This is a genomic window from Streptomyces sp. HUAS TT11, from assembly GCF_051553595.1.
Classification (GTDB): domain Bacteria; phylum Actinomycetota; class Actinomycetes; order Streptomycetales; family Streptomycetaceae; genus Streptomyces.
The window spans coordinates 4,940,971-4,958,107 of the sequence record NZ_CP196184.1; the positions used below are offsets into that span (position 1 = coordinate 4,940,971).

13 protein-coding genes are annotated in these 17,137 nt (G+C 70.1%); 2 read left to right on the forward strand and 11 right to left on the reverse strand.

Annotation, left to right across the window (positions count from 1 at the left end; all coding sequences use genetic code 11):
• Positions 1–21: 21 nt before the first annotated feature.
• The 7 genes from pstA to mshD all read right to left on the reverse strand — a co-directional run bounded on the left by pstA (position 22) and on the right by mshD (position 9,076).
• Positions 22–1,083 (reverse strand): phosphate ABC transporter permease PstA, encoded by a 1,062-nt coding sequence (pstA, locus tag ACSHXN_RS22115; RefSeq protein WP_355139309.1) that lies wholly within the window; start codon positions 1,081–1,083, stop codon positions 22–24.
• Positions 1,080–2,087: a phosphate ABC transporter permease subunit PstC gene (gene pstC / locus ACSHXN_RS22120; RefSeq protein WP_355139307.1), complete on the reverse strand. Its 1,008-nt coding sequence runs from the start codon at positions 2,085–2,087 to the stop codon at positions 1,080–1,082. Before pstC ends, pstA begins: the two co-directional genes overlap by 4 nt.
• Before the next feature lie 104 nt (positions 2,088–2,191).
• Positions 2,192–3,325, reverse strand: a complete 1,134-nt coding sequence (gene pstS, locus ACSHXN_RS22125) for a phosphate ABC transporter substrate-binding protein PstS (protein ID WP_438303575.1) — start codon at positions 3,323–3,325, stop codon at positions 2,192–2,194.
• Positions 3,326–3,869: 544 nt separating this feature from the next.
• Complete coding sequence (locus ACSHXN_RS22130) at positions 3,870–4,283, reverse strand: NUDIX hydrolase (RefSeq protein WP_355139303.1); 414 nt, start codon at positions 4,281–4,283, stop codon at positions 3,870–3,872.
• Between the two features lie 98 nt (positions 4,284–4,381).
• Positions 4,382–5,518 (reverse strand): CHAD domain-containing protein, encoded by a 1,137-nt coding sequence (locus ACSHXN_RS22135; protein WP_355139301.1) that lies wholly within the window; start codon positions 5,516–5,518, stop codon positions 4,382–4,384.
• Positions 5,499–7,775: an RNA degradosome polyphosphate kinase gene (locus ACSHXN_RS22140; protein WP_355139299.1), complete on the reverse strand. Its 2,277-nt coding sequence runs from the start codon at positions 7,773–7,775 to the stop codon at positions 5,499–5,501. The genes ACSHXN_RS22135 and ACSHXN_RS22140 overlap by 20 nt, the downstream gene beginning before the upstream one ends.
• 362 nt (positions 7,776–8,137) lie before the next feature.
• Positions 8,138–9,076: a mycothiol synthase gene (gene mshD, locus ACSHXN_RS22145; RefSeq protein ID WP_438303576.1), complete on the reverse strand. Its 939-nt coding sequence runs from the start codon at positions 9,074–9,076 to the stop codon at positions 8,138–8,140.
• A 214-nt stretch (positions 9,077–9,290) separates the two neighbouring features.
• On the opposite strand from mshD, the gene ACSHXN_RS22150 reads away from it, so the two are divergent.
• Positions 9,291–11,081 (forward strand): bifunctional metallophosphatase/5'-nucleotidase, encoded by a 1,791-nt coding sequence (locus ACSHXN_RS22150; protein ID WP_438303577.1) that lies wholly within the window; start codon positions 9,291–9,293, stop codon positions 11,079–11,081.
• 78 nt (positions 11,082–11,159) lie between these two features.
• Here the strand turns inward: ACSHXN_RS22150 and ACSHXN_RS22155 are convergent, their stop codons facing one another.
• The 4 genes from ACSHXN_RS22155 to ACSHXN_RS22170 form a co-directional block, all read right to left on the reverse strand.
• Positions 11,160–12,635, reverse strand: a complete 1,476-nt coding sequence (locus ACSHXN_RS22155) for a sensor histidine kinase (RefSeq protein ID WP_355803830.1) — start codon at positions 12,633–12,635, stop codon at positions 11,160–11,162.
• Positions 12,632–13,363, reverse strand: a complete 732-nt coding sequence (locus ACSHXN_RS22160) for a response regulator transcription factor (protein ID WP_059126927.1) — start codon at positions 13,361–13,363, stop codon at positions 12,632–12,634. The genes ACSHXN_RS22155 and ACSHXN_RS22160 overlap by 4 nt, the downstream gene beginning before the upstream one ends.
• A gap of 129 nt (positions 13,364–13,492) precedes the next feature.
• On the reverse strand, positions 13,493–13,741 hold the full coding sequence (locus tag ACSHXN_RS22165) for a hypothetical protein (protein WP_355139291.1): 249 nt from the start codon (positions 13,739–13,741) through the stop codon (positions 13,493–13,495).
• Positions 13,742–13,779: 38 nt separating this feature from the next.
• The gene (locus ACSHXN_RS22170; protein ID WP_438303579.1) at positions 13,780–14,940 is read right to left on the reverse strand and encodes a S1C family serine protease; all 1,161 of its coding nucleotides are present in this window, start codon (positions 14,938–14,940) and stop codon (positions 13,780–13,782) included.
• Positions 14,941–15,324: 384 nt separating this feature from the next.
• Here ACSHXN_RS22170 and ACSHXN_RS22175 point away from each other — a divergent pair, with 384 nt between their 5' ends.
• Positions 15,325–17,118: a trypsin-like serine protease gene (locus tag ACSHXN_RS22175; RefSeq protein WP_438303581.1), complete on the forward strand. Its 1,794-nt coding sequence runs from the start codon at positions 15,325–15,327 to the stop codon at positions 17,116–17,118.
• Positions 17,119–17,137: the final 19 nt, after the last annotated feature.

Consider the following 17,137-nt stretch of genomic DNA (forward strand, 5'->3'; position numbering starts at 1 on the left):
TATCAGTCGCTGATGGCCGCGTCAGCGACCGGTCTTCGGGGCCTTCCAGCGGGCGATGCCGCGGGCAACCAGGTTGAGGATCATCACGAAGGCGATCAGGGTGAGCGACGCCGCCCAGGCACGGTCGTACGCCGCGTTGGCGCCCGCGCTGTTCGCGTACTGCTGGTAGATGTACAGCGGCAGCGACTGCTGTGCACCCTCGAACGGGTTCGCGTTGATGAAGCGGTTACCGAACACCAGGAGCAGCACCGGCGCGGTCTCACCGGCGATACGGGCGATCGCCAGCATGACGCCGGTGGTGATGCCGCCGATGGAGGTCGGCAGGACCACCTTCAGGATCGTGCGCCACTTCGGCACGCCCAGCGCCAGGGAGGCCTCGCGCAGCTCGTTCGGGACGAGCTTGAGCATCTCCTCCGTGGAGCGGACCACGACCGGCATCATCAGGATGGCCAGGGCCAGCGAACCGGCGAAGCCGAAGGGCTGCATCTTGAAGATGAGCATCAGGCTGAGGATGAACAGACCCGCGACGATCGACGGGATACCGGTCATCACGTCGACGAAGAAGGTGATGGCCTGCGCGAGACGGCCGCGCCCGTACTCCACGAGGTAGATCGCGGTGAGCACACCGATCGGCGCACCGATCACAGTGGCGAGGCCGACCTGCTCGAGGCTGCCGAGGATGGCGTGGTAGATGCCACCGCCCGGCTGGGAGTCCGCGACGATGCCCATCGAGTGGGTCAGGAAGTAGATGTCGAGGACCTTCACACCGCGCGCGACGGTCGTCCAGACGAGGGAGACCAGCGGGATGACGGCGAGCAGGAAGGCGACCCACACGAGCGAGGTCGCGATGCGGTCCTTGGCCTGGCGACGGCCCTCGACCCGGGCGGCGACGACGTACGTGCCGATGAGGAAGAGGATCGCGGCGATGACGCCCCACTGGATGTGGCTGCTCAGGCCGGCGGCGGCACCGATGCCGCATGCGACGGCGATCGAGCCGAGGGCGACGGCCCACGGTGTCCACTTGGGGAGGGTGGCGCCGCGCAGCGTGCTGGGGCGCTTGTCGGCGACGGCTGCGTGGCTCATGCGTTGGCCCCCGAGTACTCCTTGCGGCGAGCGATGATCATGCGAGCCGCGCCGTTGACCAGCAGGGTGATGACGAACAGGACGAGACCGGAGGCGATCAGCGCGTCACGGCCGTCCTCGGTCGCCTCGCTGAACTTGCTGGCGATGTTCTGGGCGAAGGTGCCGCCGCCCGGGTTGAGCAGGCTGGCGTGGATCAGGAAGTCCGGGGAGAGCACGGTGGCCACGGCCATCGTCTCGCCGAGCGCGCGGCCGAGGCCGAGCATCGAGGCGGAGATGACACCGGAGCGTCCGAAGGGCAGGACGGCCATCCGGATGACCTCCCAGCGCGTGGCGCCGAGGGCCAGGGCCGCTTCCTCGTGCATCCGCGGGACCTGGCGGAAGACCTCGCGGCTCACGTTGGTGATGATCGGAAGGATCATGATCGCGAGCAGGATGCCGACGGTGAGCATCGAGCGGGGGGCGCCGCCCTCCCACGAGAAGATGCCCGTCCAGCCGAAGTAGTCGTTCAGCCAGCTGAAGACGCCGCCCAGGTTCGGTACGAGGACCAGGGCGCCCCACAGGCCGTAGACGATGGACGGCACGGCGGCGAGCAGGTCGATCACGTACGCGATGGGCCCGGACATCCGGCGCGGGGCGTAGTGCGTGAGGAAGAGCGCGATGGCCACCGCGATCGGAACCGCGATGATCATGGCGATGACCGAGGAGACCACCGTGCCGAAGGCCAGCACGGCGATACCGAAGACCGGCGGGTTGAGGCTGGTGTTCCACTCGAAGGTGGTCAGGAAGTTCCCGTGGTCCTTGCCGATGGCGAGGGACGCACGGTAGGTGAGGAAGACCGCGATCGCGGCCATGATCACCAGCAGCAGGATGCCCGACCCACGGGAGAGACCGAGGAAGATCCGGTCTCCGGGCCGGGTGGCGCCACGGGCCGCGCGCTTCAGCTCGCCCGTGGTCGGCTGGGGGGCAGGGGGAGGCGCTTCAGTGTTCTGTGTGGATATGTCCATCGGGATCTCCGGTCTGCGGAGCCTCACGTGCTGTGCGACTCCTGGCGGCGGTGCACCGGACGGTGCGGTCCGGTCCCGTGGTGGGACCGGACCGCACACTCAGGTCAGCTCAGGCCCTCGATGGTGGTGCGGACCTTGGCGATGATCGCGTCGGGGATCGGCGCGTAGCTGGCGTCGGCGAGGATCTTCTGGCCGTCCTCGCTGGCGACGTAGCGCAGGAACGCCTTCGTGGCGGGCAGGGTGTCGGCCTTGTTGCCCTTGTCGCAGGCGATCTCGTAGGTGACCAGGACCATCGGGTACGCACCGTCGGCCTTGGTGTTGTAGTTCAGCTGCAGGGCCAGGTCCTGGCCGGTGCCGACGACCTTGGCGTCGGCGATCGCCTTGGTGGCGTTCTCGACGTTGGCCGCGACCGGGGCGGAGGCGCCCGTGTCGATCTGGACCGAGCTCATGTCCTTGGCGTAGGACAGCTCGAAGTAGCCGATGGCGCCGGCGGTCTGCTTGACCTGCTGGGCGACACCCGCGGACTGCGGAGCGGACTGGCCACCGGGAGCCTCCCAGGCCTTGCCACCCTCGTACTTGCCCCAGACCGACGGAGCCGCGGCCTTGAGGTACTTGGTGAAGTTGTCCGTGGTACCGGACTCGTCCGAGCGGTGGAACGCCTGGATCTTGGTGGAGGGAAGCTTGGCGTCCGGGTTCAGCTTCTTGATCTCCGGAGCGTTCCAGGTCTTGATCTGGTTGTTGAAGATCTCGGCGATGGTCTTCGCGTCCAGGACCAGGTTGTCGACGCCCGGCAGGTTGTAACCGAGGGCGATCGGGCCGCCGACCATCGGGAGGTCGATGCCCTGACCGCCGGAGCAGACCTTCTTGGAGGCCGTGACCTCTTCGGGCTTGAGGGCCGAGTCGGAGCCGGCGAAGGCGAGCTGGCCCTGGTTGAACGACGTCACACCGGCGCCGGAACCGCTGGCCTTGTAGTTGATCTGCACGCCACAGGCCTGGCTGAACTGAGCGACCCACGCGTCGATCGCGTTCTTCTGCGCGGACGAGCCGTCGGCGAGGAGCTGACCCTTGGCGTCGTCACACTTGATCGAGCTGGCGTTGGCCGTGGACGACGACGAGGCGCTGTTGCCGCCACTCTTGTCGCTCGTGTCGTCGGAGCCGCACGCCGTGAGGGCCAGGGCGCCGGAGACGGCGAGAGCACCGAGGGTGAGGGCCCGCCGGTTCATGCGCTGAAGCTTCACTTTCGGGAGTTCCTTCCTGAAGCCGCCGTCCTGTCCGGCGGCGTGCGAAGTGTTGGTGATACGAGCGCGTATTCGAGGCCGCGCTCGCCATCAGGTAAGGCCGAAATTAGGCAGAACAGGTGAAGCCGCTTATGGCCGTAAGTGAACGGAGGGTGAACCCCTGCAGTCGGTGCGGTTAGGTCACGGAACGCTTACATCGAGGACACGGCGCGGTCCCGGGGGGTGACCCCGGTCTTCGTCACTCTACGCAACCGACGCGGAGCGTTCATGTCCGAGAAGTCCCGTCGTTCCGGCATCCTCGCCGGTTACGGAGCGTATCTCCGCTCCCTCCGCGAGAGGCCTCCGTGGAGCCCGCGGGGGAACGGCGCCCGAGCTTTCTCCAAGACCCAAGTTAGCGGCCGCGGGTGCGGTGGGCGCGGTGTCCGCCGAGGGTACCGGCGATGAATTCCATGTGCGCGACCGAACGTATGTATGGGGAACGTGTGTACGGGAGCGAAGGGTGCTGCCAGGACCCGAGGCGGCGCTTCGACGGCGGCGAACCCGCCTACGTGGGATTCAGCGCGTTCAGCAACGCGTCCACCAGATCGCGGTCACGCGGCTGGGTCAGCCGGTGTCTGGCGGCCGTCGGCGGAAGCCAGAGGATGCGGTCGACCTCGTTGTTCGGGATGAAGCGGCCGCGCGCCCCCTCCGCCGCCCAGTACCGGACCTCCTTGGGGCGGCCGTTCGCCTCGTAGCAGGCCGTGGGCAGGGGTGATCCGGGCACGGCGAGATAGCCGGTCTCCTCCTCGACCTCCCGCAGCGCACCCGCGAGGGGGTCCTCACCACGCTTGAGCTTGCCCTTCGGGTGCGACCAGTCGTCGTACTTCGGCCGGTGGACCAGACAGATCTCCAGCTCGCCGTCGACGGGCGAGCGGCGCCACAGGACGCAGCCCGCCGCGCGGATGGTGTCGTCGGTCATCGGGTGCTTCGGCTCCTCTCCGTGCCTGCGGCGTACCCGTCGGCGCGCCGTGCCGTCGTACGGGTGCCTCGTCGTCAAGGCGCCTTGCGCACCGGCGCCTAAGAAGTCACCACCGTCTGCTTCTGCCATGCCTGCTGGAAGGCGAAGCGCGCCGCCTCCACCTCGTGCCGCTGGTCGGCATGGAGCACGCCGAGCGCGTACGCCGTCGCCGGGGCGATGCGGGGAGTGCGCGCTGCGGCGGCCGCGGCGGCCGCGGCTTCCGCGGCGTCACGGTGACGGTTGAGCGCATCGCCGGCCGCGAGCAGACGGACGTCCACGGCCGATTCCGCCCCGTGCAGCACCTCGCAGGCGTAGCGGTGCAGGCGCAGCAGCAGCCGGACCTGGTGCCAGGGGCCGTCCTGCGGGTGCGGGGACGGGTCCGGCGACAAGCCGTGGACCAGCGCCTCCGCGTTGTACGGGTGGCCGGCGGTGACCAGCGGCAGAGCCGCCACCGCGTCGCACAGCCGTTCCTCGGCCGCCGCCGCGAGCGGGCGCAGGTCGGCGTCGGCCGCGGCGGGCGTGAGCGGGACCTCGCTGGCGAGGACGGCGACGCTGTCCGCCACCGCGTGGAACCGGCTCGAACCGAGGGCCTGGAGGGCCGCGGAGTGCGCACGCGTGCGGGCCAGGGTCAGCTGGCGCTCCAGCAGGGCGCCCGCCTTCGCCGCGCCGACGGTCAGATTGCCCCGCTCCGGGATCGCGGTCTGGGGGCGCGGGCCGGCACCGGCGGCCTCCCCGGCGCTCGAGGACTGGGCGGGGAACACCGACGAGCCCGACAGCCGGTGCAGGGCGAGGAGCAGCCGCTCGAGCCGGGCCGCATACGCGTGTTCGCGGGCCAGCGTGCCGGAGAGCCAGGCGAGCTCGGGTCGCATCGCCTCGGACCAGTCGGCGTCGAGGAGCGGCCGGAACGTGTGCAGGGTGCCGCTGATGCGGCGGGCCGAGCGGCGCAGGGCCAGCGCCGCGTCGGCGGCGTCCTCCGTGCCGCCGTCGCCGGCTCTGGGATCCTCTCCCGCTCTCGACTTCGCCCGCACGGGAGAACCGCCCTGAGCGGAGGGACCGCCGGCAGCGCCGTTCTCCCGGTGCTGCCGCAACGAGCGCAGGAACTCCGTGGCCTGGGCCCGCAGGTAGCCCGCGAGGGCGTCCCCGGACGTCGGCCCGGCCGTGGGGTCGGTCGGGGGATCAAGGTGTTGCTGTGCCACGCCGGCGCCTCCGGGCGTCTATGAGCATCTCCTGGATGTTCCGCAGGGGCTGGCCGTCCGCGTCGGTGGCGTGACGGATCCACTCGCCGTCCGGGCCCAGATGCCAGGAGGACGTGGTGTCGGACATACCGGTCTCCATGAGCCGGTTGAGCGCCGCCCGGTGGGCCGGGTCGGTCACCCTGACGAGTGCCTCGATGCGGCGGTCGAGGTTGCGGTGCATCATGTCTGCGCTGCCGATCCACACCTCGGGCTCGCCTCCGTTGCCGAAGACGAAGATCCGGGAGTGCTCGAGGAAGCGGCCGAGGATGGACCGGACACGTATGTTCTCGGACAGGCCGGTGACGCCCGGGCGCAGCGCGCAGATGCCGCGCACCCATACGTCGACCGGGACTCCGGCCTGCGACGCGCGGTAGAGCGCGTCGACGATCGCTTCGTCCACCATCGAGTTGACCTTGATGCGGACGCACGCGGGCCGGCCGGCCCGATGGTGCTGGATCTCCTTGTTGATCCGTGAGATCAGGCCGTCGCGCAGGGACTTGGGGGCGACCAGCAGCCGGCGGTAGGTCTCCCGGCGCGAGTAGCCCGACAGCCTGTTGAAGAGGTCGGACAGGTCGGCGCCGACCTGCGGGTCCGCGGTCAGCAGCCCCAGGTCCTCGTACAGCCGTGCGGTCTTCGGGTGGTAGTTGCCCGTGCCGACGTGGCTGTAGCGGCGGAGCGTTTCGCCTTCCTGCCGCACGACGAGCGACAGCTTGCAGTGCGTCTTCAGGCCGACGAGTCCGTACACCACATGGCAGCCCGCCTCCTCCAGCTTGCGGGCCCACTTGATGTTGGCCTGCTCGTCGAAGCGGGCCTTGATCTCGACCAGCACCAGGACCTGCTTGCCGGACTCGGCCGCGTCTATCAGCGCGTCGACGATCGGCGACGTCTCCGAGGTCCGGTAGAGCGTCTGCTTGATCGCGAGGACGTCCGGGTCGGAGGCCGCCTGCTCCAGGAAGGCCTGGACCGAGGTGGAGAAGCTGTCGTACGGATGGTGCAGCAGGACGTCGCGCTCCCGCAGCGCCGCGAAGATGTCGGGGGCCGACGCCGACTCGACCTCGGCGAGGTCGCGGTGGGTGCCCGCGACGTACTTCGGGTACTTCAGCTCGGGCCGGTCGAGGTTGGCGATGCCGAAGAGGCCGGTCAGGTCCAGCGGGCCGGGCAGCGGGTACACCTCGGCCTCGGAGATCTTCAGCTCGCGGACGAGCAGGTCGAGTACGTACCGGTCGATGGACTCCTCGACCTCGAGGCGCACCGGCGGCCCGAAGCGGCGCCGCATGAGCTCCTTCTCCAGGGCCTGGAGCAGGTTCTCGGCGTCGTCCTCCTCGACCTCGAGGTCCTCGTTGCGGGTGATCCGGAAGGTGTGGTGCTCCAGCACCTCCATACCGGGGAACAGCTCCTCCAGATGCGCCGCGATGACGTCCTCGATGGGGACGTACCGCTGCGGGGAGGCCTCCAGGAAGCGGGAGAGCAGCGGCGGGACCTTGACCCGCGCGAAGTGGCGGTGGCCCGAGACCGGGTTGCGTACGACGACCGCGAGGTTGAGGGAGAGGCCCGAGATGTACGGGAAGGGGTGCGCGGGGTCGACGGCCAGCGGGGTGAGGACCGGGAAGATCTGGTGCCGGAAGAGCGTGAAGAGACGCGCCTGCTCCTTCTCGGCCAGCTCGTTCCAGCGCACCAGGTGGATGCCCTCGTCCGCCAGCGCCGGGGCGACGTCCTCGTGGAAACACGCAGCGTGCCGGGCCATGAGCTCACGGGAGCGGGCCCAGATCATCTCCAGCACCTCGCGGGGCTGGAGTCCGGACGCCGACCGGCTGGCGACGCCCGTGGCGATGCGGCGCTTCAGACCGGCCACCCGGACCATGAAGAACTCGTCCAGGTTGCTGGCGAAGATGGCCAGGAACTTCGCCCGCTCCAGAAGAGGGGTGTTCGGGTCCTCGGCCAATTCGAGCACACGTTCGTTGAACTGAAGCCAGCTGCGCTCCCGGTCGAGGAAGCGGCCCTGGGGCAGAGCCCCCTCGGCCACGTCGTACGACGAGAGGTCGGCGTCGATGTCCGGCTCCAGCTCGGAGACCGTCGCGGCCACGGTGTGCGGGCGGTGCGCGGCGATGGACCCCACGGAGGGTTGCTGGTGCTGCTGGCTCGCGCGGTCCGAAGACTCTCCGTCACTCGGGGCGGTGGGGGACGTGTGGGCCGCTGCCTGGGCGTTCTGCTGGCTCATGGACCCATTCTTCCGCGCGGACCGGGCGGCGGGCGCGTCGGAAAGCCGGGTCGGCGGCGCGGTGAAGGCATGGCCGTGCCCCGCACCGGCCCCGTTCTCCGAGGGGGGTGTGTGTTCTGGCCCGGCGGCGTTCATTGGCCGAGCGTCGCAAGCCCGTCTGAATCAATGGTTACGGCGACATGACGTGCGGGATAGCGGGGAGGGGCTCGCGGACGTCTACAGACGGCCCTGTGGCGTACGGGGGCGCCGGAAGCCCGGCGTGCGCCGTCCCTGTCCGGGGGCGTGCGGGGCGGCCGGCCGCGGGCCGCAGAAAGTCGGCCGCCCTTCCCCGAGGCCGTTGCCGGGCTGCGCCGGCCCGCGTCTCACGTCTCGGTGCGGTACATCAGATCCGTCTCGTAGGTCGTGAAGCCCAGCCGCTCGTAGACGGTCAGCGCGGCCTTGTTGTCCGCGTCGACGTAGAGCATGGCGGTGGGCAGGCCCTGCGCGGCGAGGTGCCGCAGGCCGATGGTGGTGAGCGCACGGCCGAGGCCGCCGCCCTGGGCGCCGGGGCGGACGCCGAGGACGTAGACCTCGCCGAGTCCCTCCTCGGCGTGGACCTTCGTCCAGTGGAAGCCGATGAGCTCGGGCCCCTGCTCGCCCGTGCGCTCCGCGAGGAAGAAGCCCTGCGGGTCGAACCACGGTTCGGCCTTGCGGTCGTCGAGGTCGCGTTGGGTGAGGGAGCCCTGCTCGGGGTGGTGGGCGAAGGCCTCCGCGTTGACGGCGAGCCAGGCGGCGTCGTCCTGCCCCGGCACGAAGGCGCGCACGGTGACGCCGTCGGGCAGCTTCGGCTCGGGCAGGTCGAGGTCGCTCAACGGGCGGCGCAGCTGGCGCAGTTCGCGGAAGAGGGAGAGGCCGAGGACCTGGGCGAGGTGCCGGGCGGCGGAGTGACCGCCGTGCGCCCACACCCGCAGCCGCTTGCCGGACGTGGCGAGGAGCGCGGAGCCCAGCGCCCGGCCGTGCCCGTGACCGCGGTACGAGGGGTGCACGACCAGCTCGGCGGCCGGCGCCTCCACCGGGTCCGTGTCCTCCAGTTGCGCATAGCCGATGAGCGTGTCGCCCACCGACAGCAGCAGATGCGACACCCCTTCCCGTTCACCGCCGCGCAGTTGCAGACGCCCCTGCTCGGACACGGCCTGCTGGCCGTCGACCCGGGCGGCTTCGGCGAGCAGCGCGAGCACGGCCTCGCTCTGTTCGGGCGAGAGTTCCGTGATGGTCTCGAGGGAGCGGGGCAGTGCCGGGTGGCCGGTGTCGTCGCTGGTCATGGGTACGAGGGTAAGGGGCGGACCGAGGAAAAGGGAGGCAAAGGCAATGCGCTTGTAACCCCGAACCCCCTGTTGCGCTACGCGCGTTGATCCTAGGCTGCCCGATGGCCGCCTTGGCACGCTCTTTACACAACGCGCGCACAGGCAGCCGGCCGCCCGTACGGGGCCGGCTGTGCGCACGCGGCCGCTGCGCGCACTACACAGAGGGGGGCACATGCCGCCGATCCACCGGCACAGACGTCTTCACGGCATCCTGGGGGCGGCCGCGAGCCTGGCCACCGTCGCGGCTCTGGTGGCGGCGCTGCCGGCCGGCGCCCGCGGCACCTCGTCCGGTCACGGGCACCCCGGCCGCTACCAGGACGTCCAGCTGCTGTCCTTCAACGACCTGCACGGCAATCTGGAGCCGCCGGCCGGATCCTCGGGACGGGTGACCGAGCAGGAGGAGGACGGCACCACCAAGAGCATCGACGCGGGCGGTGTCGAGTACCTCGCCACGCATCTGCGCCAGGCCCGCGGGGGCAACCGCTACTCGATCACGGCCGCCGCCGGTGACATGGTGGGCGCCTCGCCGCTGATCTCCGGACTGTTCCACGACGAGCCGACCATCGACGCGCTCAACAAGCTGGACCTGGATGTCACCAGCGTGGGCAATCACGAGTTCGACGAGGGCGCCGAGGAACTGGCCCGGCTCCAGAACGGCGGCTGCCACCCGACGGACGGCTGCTACGACGCGCGCAAGAAGTTCCGCGGGGCGGACTTCCCCTACCTCGCCGCGAACGTGACGGACGAGAAGACCGGCAAGCCGATCCTCGCGCCGTACTGGGTGTGGAAGAAGAACGGCATCAAGATCGGCTTCATCGGCGTGACGCTCGAGGGCACTCCGGACATCGTCTCCGCGGAGGGTGTCAAGGGCCTGAAGTTCGGCGACGAGGTGGAGACGATCAACAAGTACGCCAAGGTGCTCCAGCGCCAGGGCGTCCAGTCGATCGTCGCCCTGGTCCACGAGGGCGGGGCGCCCGCGTCCGGCGCCTACAACTACGACTGCGACAGCCCGGGTGCCGGCGACGGCATCTCCGGTCCGATCGTCGACATCGCCAAGCACGTCACCCCGGCCGTGGACGCCCTGGTCACCGGGCACACCCACCAGGCGTACGTGTGCACGATCGACGACCCGGCGGGCCGCCCGCGCATGGTCACGTCGGCCTCCTCGTTCGGCCGGCTGTACACGGACACCACGCTGACGTACGACCGACGGACCGGGGACATCGCCCGGACGGCCGTGACCTCCGCCAACCACGTGGTGACCCGGGACGTCGCCAAGGCCCCCGACATGACGGACCTCATCACGAAGTGGAAGACGCTCGCCGCGCCCATCTCCTCCCGTCCCATCGGCTACATCGCGGGTGAGATCGGCAACGGCGGTACGGAGTCCCCGATGGGCGACCTGATCGCGGACGCGCAGCTGGCGTACGCCAAGTCCCTGGACCCCGAGGCCGACCTCGCCCTGATGAACCCCGGCGGCATCCGCGCGTCGCTCACCTACGCCTCGAGCGGCGGCGAGGGCGACGGTGTCGTGACGTACGGCGAGGCCTACACGGTCCAGCCGTTCTCCAACACCGTGAACCTGGTCGACCTGACCGGCGCTCAGGTGATCACCGCGCTGCAGCAGCAGGTCAGCGGCGCCAACGAGACCGCGCCGAAGATCCTTCAGGTGTCGAACGGCCTGACCTACACCCTCGACCTGACGAAGTCGGGCGCCGCGCGTGTGGTCGTGGACTCCGTCAGGCTGGGCGGCACGGCGATCGACCCGGCGGCCACGTACCGCGTCGCGATGAACTCCTTCCTCGCGGGCGGCGGTGACGGCTTCGCGGAGCTCGGCAAGGGCGCGAACGTGCTCGTCGGCGGGGACGACCTGGCCGCCTTCGAGGGTTACCTGACGGCCAACTCCTCGGCCTCGGCGCCGTATCCGGTGCCGGCGGCCCACCGGATCACGATCGTGCAGTGACCGGGACGCAGTGATCGAAGGCCCGCCACCGTCGCTCGACGGGGGCGGGCCTTCACGGTCCGGGCGGCCGCCTGCGCATCATGCGAGTTCGTGCCTGCCGGTCTCCGGCTGCGGAATCGCCGTGCCCGGCAGCCGTACCGTCGCCACCGTGCCACCGCCCTCCGCCGGCGTCAGGGACACCTCACCGCCCACCTGCTGGACCGTACGGGCCACGATCGACAGCCCGAGGCCCGAGCCGGGCAGGGCGCGGGCGCTCGGGGAACGCCAGAAGCGGTCGAACACGTGCGGGAGTTCCTCCGCCGCGATGCCGGGTCCGTGGTCGCGGACCGTCAGCACACCGTCCGCCAGCACGACCTCGATCGTGCCGCCCTCGGGGCTGAACTTCACCGCGTTGTCGAGGACGTTCACCATGGCCCGCTCCAGCGTGGACGGTTCCGCCCGTACGTACCACGGCTGGAGGCTCGCCACGATGGTCAGCTCCGGGCCGCGCAGCCGCGCCCGTTCCAGCGCGGTTTCGACGATGTCCTGCCACTCCACGGTCTGCGTCCTGCCCGTGTGCTGGCCCTGCTCCGGCCGCGACAGTTCCTGCAGATCGCCGATGAGCGAGGCCAGCTCGGTCATCTGCGCCTTCACCGAGGCGAGCAGCGCCTTGCGGTCCTCCGGCGGGATCGGGCGGCCCGTCTCCTCGCTGCGGGTGAGGAGTTCGATGTTGGTGCGCAGCGACGTGAGCGGCGTCCGCAGTTCATGGCCGGCGTCCGCGATCAGCTGCTGCTGCAGTTCGCGGGAGTTGGCCAGGGCCGAGGTCATCGAGTTGAAGGAGCGGGACAGCCGGGCGATCTCGTCCTCACTGTGCGTGTCCACCGGGATGCGGATGGTCAGGTCCTCGGTGCGGGCGACGTGCTCGACGGCCTCGGTCAGCTTGTCGACGGGGCGCAGGCCCGCGCGCGCCACGGCCAGACCGACCGCGCCGGCGCCCACCACTCCCACGCCGGAGACGAGGAGCAGCAGCAGGGCCAGGTCGTTGAGGGTGTTCTGGGTGCTCTTGAGCGGCACGGCAATGAGGAGAGCGGTGTCCGGGAACAGCCGGGGCTGGCTGCCGATGCCACCCGCGCTGACCACCAGGGGCAGGGTCAGCACCCGTACGTCGGTCCCTTCGGTGTCCGTGCCGTTGCGCAGGATGCCCTTGTTGCTGCTGGCGTTCTCGATCACGTCCTTGTCGGCGTCGGTGACCTTGACCATGCCGGCGGAGTGGGAGGAGAGGCAGGGTGTCCCGTCGGCCTTGACCAGCTGGACGTAGAGGTTGTCGCGGACCCGGAAGTCGTCGCCGTCCGTGTCCGGGCTCTGCGGGCAGGAGGCCAGTGTGCCCAGCACATCGGCGTACCCCTGCGGTTTGGCCGCCGACTTCTGCAGGTCGTTGTCCACCTGCTCGTACAGCTTGCCCTGCACGACGAACCAGCAGCTCACCGATACCGCCGCCACCCCGAACGCCACGGCCGCCGCCACCAGCAGGGCCAGTCGGGAACGGAGCGGAAGGGACCGGAACCGCTTGATCACTCGGCGCCGCCCTGCCGCAGGACGTAGCCCACACCGCGGACGGTGTGCACGAGTCGCGGTTCACCGCCCGCCTCCGTCTTGCGGCGCAGGTACATCACGTAGACGTCGAGGGAGTTCGACGACGGCTCGAAGTCGAAGCCCCACACCGCTTTCAGGATCTGCTCCCGGGTCAGCACCTGGCGCGGATGGGCCATGAACATCTCCAGGAGCGTGAACTCGGTCCGGGTCAGTTCCACCGGCCGCCCGCCCCGTGTGACCTCACGTGTCGCGAGGTCCATCCGGAGGTCTGCGAACGTCAGCGCCTCGTCCTCCTGAGCGCCGACCGCCACGGCGGCGTAGGAGCTGCGCCGCAGCAGGGCGCGGATGCGGGCGAACAGCTCGTCCAGCTCGAACGGCTTGACCAGGTAGTCGTCGGCCCCTGCGTCGAGGCCGGTGACGCGGTCGCCGACCGTGTCGCGGGCCGTGAGCATCAGGATGGGTGTGGTGGTGCCCGCGCCGCGCATCCTGCGAGCGGCGGTGAGGCCGTCCATGCGCGGCATCTGGATGTCCAGGACGACCAGGTCGGGCTGGTACGCGGTCGCCTTGTCCAGCGCGTCCGCGCCGTCCACGGCGACCTCGGTCTCGTAGCCCTCGAAGGCGAGGCTGCGCTGGAGTGCTTCGCGCACCGCCGGCTCGTCGTCGACGATCAGGATGCGCTGGGGTTCACGGTCGCCTTCGGCGGGACTCATGGGGGTGGAGTGTCCTCAAGGTGCGGTGGGCGGGGCTGGACGCATTCAGCCTCGCACGTTTCCCGGCTGGGACGGAAAGGGCGGCTCGGGCTTTTTCGCCGGGTATCGCCGAGCCGTACGGCACACGGCTCAGCCGAGCACCGCGGTCAGCCGGTTCAGCGGCACCTTGCGGCGGTGCGGGCGTGCGGCGCTGGTGCGCAGGCCCATGAGCTGCGGGACCGCCACTTCCGGAAGGCGGAACTCGCGTGCCGGCGCCTCGTGGGGCTTCGGCACCCGCTTGATCGACGGTGCGTGGAGTTCGTGCGCCACGGCGAGGGCGAGGGAGATGCCGGCGGGGGCGATGGGGGCGGTGGCCTCGTGCAGAACCTTCTTGATCATGTCGTGCTCCTTACCGATCGCGGCGGCGGGAGGTCCGCTCAGCTCTGAGAGCCCGAGCGCAGCTTCGCCAGGTCGGACTTGACGGTGTTGATCGGGATGGCGAAGCCCAGGCCGACACTGCCGGCGCTCGACGAGGTCGAGTCCGAAGCGTCCGAGTACATCGCCGAGTTGATGCCGATGATGTTGCCGTTCATGTCGATCAGGGCGCCGCCGGAGTTGCCCGGGTTCAGGGACGCGTCCGTCTGGATCGCCTTGTACGTGGTGGTGGACGAGCCCGTGTCGCCGTTGAAGTGCCGGCCGCCGAACTCGAAGGGCCACTGGTCGTTGCCCTGGCCCTGTTCTTGCCCTTGGTTGTCGTCGGTCGAGACGGTCACGTCGCGGTCGAGGGCGGAGACGATGCCGCTGGTGACCGTGCCGGTCAGGCCCTCGGGGGAGCCGATCGCCACGACCTGGTCGCCGACCCGGATGCCGTCGGAGTTGCCCAGTGCGGCGGTCTTCAGACCGGAGGCGCCCTCCAGCGCGATCAGTGCCAGGTCCTTCTTGCTGTCGGTGCCGACGACCCGCGCCGTGTACGACGTGCCGGTGCTCGTCGTCACCTTGATCGAGGAGGCGCCCGAGATCACGTGGTTGTTGGTGATGATCTCGCCGTTGCCGGTGATGACCACGCCGGAACCGGTCGATTCGCCGGCGTTCGAGGCGGCGTTGATCTCCACGATGCTCGGGCTGACCGCGGTGGCCACACCGGACACCGTGCCCCGCTTGCTGGAGGGCACCACGGCGGTGCTGGTGGAGCTGGAGGAGGCCGTGTTCTTGCCGGTCAGCTCCTGGATCCCGTAGGCCGTGCCGCCGCCTATGGCCGCGGCGACGATCGCCACGGCGGCGAGGAGGGCGAGCGGCCCCTTGGAGTGCTTCTTCGGCGTCCCGGGCTCGGCGGGGACCGCCGCCGGGGGAGTCGTGCCACCGCCGTCGCCCGTGCCGCCGTGCCCCGCCGCGGCCGTGCCGGCCGGGTACGCGGGCTGCTGTCCCGGCCAGACCGTGGTCCCCGGCTCGACGGCCGTCGGCTGGGCCGGACGGTACGCCGGCGGGGGCGGCCACTCGGGGTTCACGGGGGAAGAGGCGTGCTGCCCGGGGTGTGCGAACTGGTGCCCGTCACCCTCGGGGTGCTCGTACTCGCCGCTGCGGCGGAAGCTCTCGGTCATGTAATAGAGGTTGTCCCGGGATCATGAGAGCCAGCTGAGTCGTCCCTGAGAAGCCCGACAGAACCTCGTATGCCCGATATAAAGGCGCCTCGGAGCGCCTTCCGGGGCGGAAAGCGCGAGCCAATGGCCCGGCTCCGGCCCCGTCGATCAAGGAAACACGGGATGTCCGGCGGATGAGCGTGCATGGAGCATCAGACGAACATCTGTCTGAGATCTGTGCGGGACGTGTGCGCAGGGGCCGCCGGGGCCTACGATCACGGCGACCGGAGGGGGGCTCCGCGGTTTCGCCCGACTGTGCTGCGCTGTTTTGTGCGCGCCGCGTCGGGCCGGTGTGTCGTACGCCCTTCTCGGGCCCTTCCTACGACGTCACCCCAGGAGTCCTGAGTGATACGTGCCCCGCGCGGCCGTTGGAGACGCACTGCGACGACGCTCTCGGCGGCCGCCCTCGCGCTGGCCCTGAGCGGCGCAGGCGCCCTGGCGGCCCAGCCGGCCGCCGCCGCGGGCGGACTGCCGAAACCCGGAGTCCTCCAGCAGCGGACCGCCGCCCCGAAGCCCACCGCTTCCACCGAGGAACTGCGTAACCGACTGCTCAACGCCGCCAGGAAGCAGGCGGCCGAGAACAAGGAACAGAAGCGAGAGGCGGCCACCGAGGCGCCCGCCGCCACCGGGTCGGGCAAGGTGTCCCCGTTCATCATCGGCGGCACCCAGACGACGATCGCCTCCGCGCCCTGGATGGTGCAGCTCGGCTACTACGACCCCACCACCGACAAGGGCTACTTCTGCGGCGGCACCCTGGTCGCCCCGAACAAGGTCCTCACCGCAGCGCACTGTGTCGCGGGTCTGAACTGGGCGAAGAACGGCACGGTGCTGGCCGGTGTCACCACGCTCGACGACTACAGCCACGGAACCGTCGCCGGTGTCCTGCGGCAGTGGAGCCACCCGCAGTACAACCCTGACACCATCCAGAACGACATCGCGGTCCTCACCCTCGACCGCCCGCTGGAGCAGCCCTGGCTGCGGCTCGCGGCCTCGAACGACAGCACCCTGTACCGCGCGGGCACCAATGCCACCGTGTACGGCTGGGGTCTGACCTCCGGCGGCGGTTCGGAGCTGTCCGCCCCCCTGCGCAAGGCCACTCTTCCGCTGGTCGCCGACTCCACCTGCAACACCGCCATGCGGTCGGTCCTCGGCGCGGACTACTTCCGCGAGGGCTCGATGATCTGCGCGGGCACTCCGGCGACGGGCTCCGACGAGGGCACCAAGAGCACCTGCAACGGCGACTCCGGTGGCCCGCTGGTGGTCAGCGGCAAGATCGTCGGCATTGTGTCGTGGGGTGTGGAGGGCTGCACGGCCAAGGGCGCCTACCCGGTCTTCACCAAGGTCTCCACCTACACCGTGGCGGCCCAGCCGCGCATCGACGACGCCGACCTGACGTACGACGGCCGCGCCGACCTGCTGCTGCGTACCCCCTCGGGGGGCCTGTTCCAGCAGAACAGCAAGGGCACCACGCTGGGGCGGTCCAGCTACCAGAGCGCCGGCTGGCAGGACATCAGCTGGGCGCTGCAGGCCGATCTGGACCGGGACTACTTCCAGGACCTGATCATCCGGGACAAGTACGACGGCAAGCTGTACCGCAGCTACTTCAACCACTCCAAGCAGCACTTCGACTCGATGCAGATCAGCTCGGTGTGGGGCGGCTACAAGTCCTACGCCATACCGGGCGACATGACGGGTGACGCCCGACCCGACCTGGTGGCGGTCGACGCGGACGGCTCCGTGTACCTGTACCCGGGCAAGGGCAACGGGCAGTTCTACGGCAAGGTCAAGGTCGTCAACAAGGCCTGGAAGGGCGTGAAGATCTTCGGCCACGGCGACCTGTCCGGTGACGGCAAGGCGGACCTGCTCGTCCGCTCCGGCGACGGCACCCTGTGGCTCTACCGGGGCACCCAGCAGGAGCACACCCCGTGGTCCACGCGGATCAAGGCGCGTACGGGCTGGAAATTCACCTCGTACGTGGCCAACGGCGATGTGACGGGCGACGGCATCGCCGATGTCATGGCCCGGGACTCCGGCGGCACGCTCTGGCTCTACCGCGGCACGAACAAGGCCACCACCGGCCTCTTCAGCGCCCGGGTCAAGCTGGGCACCGGTTACAACAAGTACAACCTGCTGTTCTGATCAACTGAGCGCACAGCTC

Coding starts and splice junctions, on each gene's coding strand:
- pstA (WP_355139309.1), bottom strand. CDS start 1,083: ATGAGCCACGCAGCCGTCGCCGACAAGCGCCCCAGCACGCTGCGCGGC.
- pstC (WP_355139307.1), bottom strand. CDS start 2,087: ATGGACATATCCACACAGAACACTGAAGCGCCTCCCCCTGCCCCCCAG.
- ACSHXN_RS22130 (WP_355139303.1), bottom strand. CDS start 4,283: ATGACCGACGACACCATCCGCGCGGCGGGCTGCGTCCTGTGGCGCCGC.
- ACSHXN_RS22140 (WP_355139299.1), bottom strand. CDS start 7,775: ATGAGCCAGCAGAACGCCCAGGCAGCGGCCCACACGTCCCCCACCGCC.
- mshD (WP_438303576.1), bottom strand. CDS start 9,076: ATGACCAGCGACGACACCGGCCACCCGGCACTGCCCCGCTCCCTCGAG.
- ACSHXN_RS22150 (WP_438303577.1), top strand. CDS start 9,291: ATGCCGCCGATCCACCGGCACAGACGTCTTCACGGCATCCTGGGGGCG.
- ACSHXN_RS22160 (WP_059126927.1), bottom strand. CDS start 13,363: ATGAGTCCCGCCGAAGGCGACCGTGAACCCCAGCGCATCCTGATCGTC.
- ACSHXN_RS22165 (WP_355139291.1), bottom strand. CDS start 13,741: ATGATCAAGAAGGTTCTGCACGAGGCCACCGCCCCCATCGCCCCCGCC.
- ACSHXN_RS22170 (WP_438303579.1), bottom strand. CDS start 14,940: ATGACCGAGAGCTTCCGCCGCAGCGGCGAGTACGAGCACCCCGAGGGT.